Raw genomic sequence first — 2,400 nt, 5'->3', positions numbered from 1 at the left:
CCTTTAAACTCTCCCCCTCCCGCAAGGGGAGGGGGAGAGTTTAAAGGCAGGGCGGTTCAGGAGGTGGGAGAGGCAACGTATTTCCATCTATCCGGCGAGGCCGTGCCATGACCCGCCTGCTCGATCCCGCCACATTGCGCAATGCGGCGCCGGCGCTGTTCCTGCTGGTGCTGGTGGTGGCCATCGCCGCGGTGGAGCCGGGCTTCGGCACGCCGGACACACTGCTGGTGATCCTGGCCGACACCACCACGCTGTTCACCCTGGCCGCGGGGGTGACCTTCGTCATCCTGCTCGGCAGCATCGATCTCAGCATTCCGTCGGTGGCGTCGCTCAGCACCGTCATCGTCGCCCTGCTGCTGCCGCGGATCGGCGTCGGCGCCTTCGCCGTGGCGCTGCTCGCCGGGGCGGCGGCCGGGCTGGTCAGCGGCTTCGTGCATGTGAAGCTGCGGGTGCCGTCCTTCATCGCCACGCTGGCCACCGGCGGCGTGGTCGGCGGCGTGGCGCTGTTCATCTCCGACGCCCGCAACATCGCCATCGCGGCGGACACCCGCGCGCTGCTGGACTGGATCACCGACAAGACCTTGGGCGTGCCGAACATCATCGGCGTCGGGCTGGTGGCGCTGGCCATCGGCGTCTACCTGCAGCGCTTCAGCCGCTTCGGCCGCTACAGCCTCGCCATCGGGGCGGGGGAGCCGGCGGCCTGGGCGGCGGGGATCCGGGTCAACCGGCAGAAGATCCTGGCCTTCATGCTGTCCGGCAGCTTCGCCGCGCTGGCCGGCATCATGCTGGCGGCACGCCTCGCCAGCGGGTCGCCGACCGTCGCCAACCAGTTGCTGCTGCCGGCGATCTCGGCGGTGCTGGTCGGCGGCACCGCCATCACCGGCGGCATCGGCGGCATCGGCCGCACCCTGGTCGGCGCGCTGACCGTCTCGGTCGTGCGCATCGGCATGACCTTCCTCGGCGTCAATATCTTCGCCCAGCAGGTGGTGTTCGGCGCCGTTCTCATCCTGGCCGTCGCGGTGACCCTGGACCGCGGCAAGATCCAGATCGCGAAATAGCCCGCAGGGCCTTGGGGGAATATCAGATGGATCTAGGATTGACCGGCAAGGTCGCGGTCATCACCGGCGCCAGCATCGGCATCGGCTTGGCCGTGGCGGACGTGCTGGCGGCCGAGGGCGTGCATATCGTCCTGGCGGCGCGGCAGCCCGAGCGGCTGGAGGCGGAGGCCGCGGCGCTGGCGCAGCGCCACGGCGTGCGCACCCTGGCGGTGGCCTGCGATGTCGGCACCAAGGCGGGCACGGACGCGCTGGTCGCGGCCGCCGAGCAGGCCTTCGGCGGCGCCGACATCCTGATCAACAACGCCGGCACCGGGTCGAACGAGACGATCATGGAGGCGCCGGACGAGAAGTGGCAGTCCTATTGGGACCTGCATGTCATGGCGGCGGTGCGGCTGGCGCGCGGCTTCGTGCCGGGCATGCGCCGGCGCGGCGGCGGGGTGATCCTGCACAACGCCTCGATCTGCGCGGTGCAGCCGCTGTGGTACGAGCCGATCTACAACGTCACCAAATCGGCGCTGATGATGTTCTCGAAGACCCTCGCCACCGAGGTGGTGAAGGACAACATCCGGGTGAACTGCGTCAATCCCGGCCTGATCCTGACGCCCGACTGGATCAAGACCGCCAAGCAGCTGACCGCCGACACCGGTGGCGACTGGGAAGGGTATCTGCAGGGCGTGGCCGACGAGCACGCCAGCATCAAGCGCTTCGGCACGCCGCAGGAGCTGGCGAATTTCTTCGTCTTCCTGTGCTCCGACAAGGCCAGCTACAGCGTCGGATCGACCTATTTCGTCGATGGCGGGATGCTGAAGACGCTGTGACGGGGGCCGCCGCGCCCAACCCCCACCGTCATCGCGAGCCCCGTAGGGGCGTGGCGATCCAGGATTGCCGCCGCTTGCACGGTTTGCGCCGGCGGGACTGGATCGCGTCGCTACGCTCGCGATGACGGTGAAGAATGGGCGCCGCGCGCATCCGTCGGCACCGGCGTTCAGCCGAGCCTGGCGGCGCGCAGATGCACGGCCGCCCGCAGCCGCTGCCAGGCCTGGGCCTCGCGGCGCCGGATCTCGGCGGCGATCAGCTCTTCATCCGAGGGCCCGTCCGGCGGGCCGGTCGCGGCCGACGGTCCAGCGTCGCCCGCATTGGGCGATCGCCCGGCGTCACCCGGATCGGCCGCTGCCGGCAGGTCCGGCAAGGGCGGCGGTGGTGGCGGGAAGATCTCGTTGGTGTCGGTGTCGAGCATGTAGTGCTCGGTCACGGGACGGCCGAACTCGGCCGACGGCACCCGGCGGAAGCGCCCGCGCCGAAAGCGGATGCCGGCAACGCCGAGGATCTCGGCCTCTTCGGC

The 2,400-nt window shown here is 70.1% G+C and carries 3 protein-coding genes; 2 read left to right on the top strand and 1 reads right to left on the bottom strand.

Going from position 1 to position 2,400, the window contains the following annotated elements; genetic code table 11:
• The first annotated feature begins 107 nt into the window (after positions 1–107).
• Positions 108–1,058, top strand: coding sequence for an ABC transporter permease (locus AC3XYG_RS33430; protein ID WP_489144206.1), 951 nt, complete (start codon positions 108–110; stop codon positions 1,056–1,058).
• Positions 1,059–1,084: 26 nt separating this feature from the next.
• Positions 1,085–1,876, top strand: coding sequence for an SDR family NAD(P)-dependent oxidoreductase (locus AC3XYG_RS33425; RefSeq protein WP_489144205.1), 792 nt, complete (start codon positions 1,085–1,087; stop codon positions 1,874–1,876).
• Positions 1,877–2,043: 167 nt separating this feature from the next.
• Here AC3XYG_RS33425 and AC3XYG_RS33420 read toward each other — a convergent pair.
• Positions 2,044–2,400: hypothetical protein (locus AC3XYG_RS33420; protein ID WP_489144204.1), on the bottom strand; the 357-nt coding region annotated here is incomplete at its 5' end.

It is taken from the genome of Inquilinus sp. (genome assembly GCF_057815775.1).
This window is presented reverse-complemented; position numbering and strand designations above follow the sequence as displayed.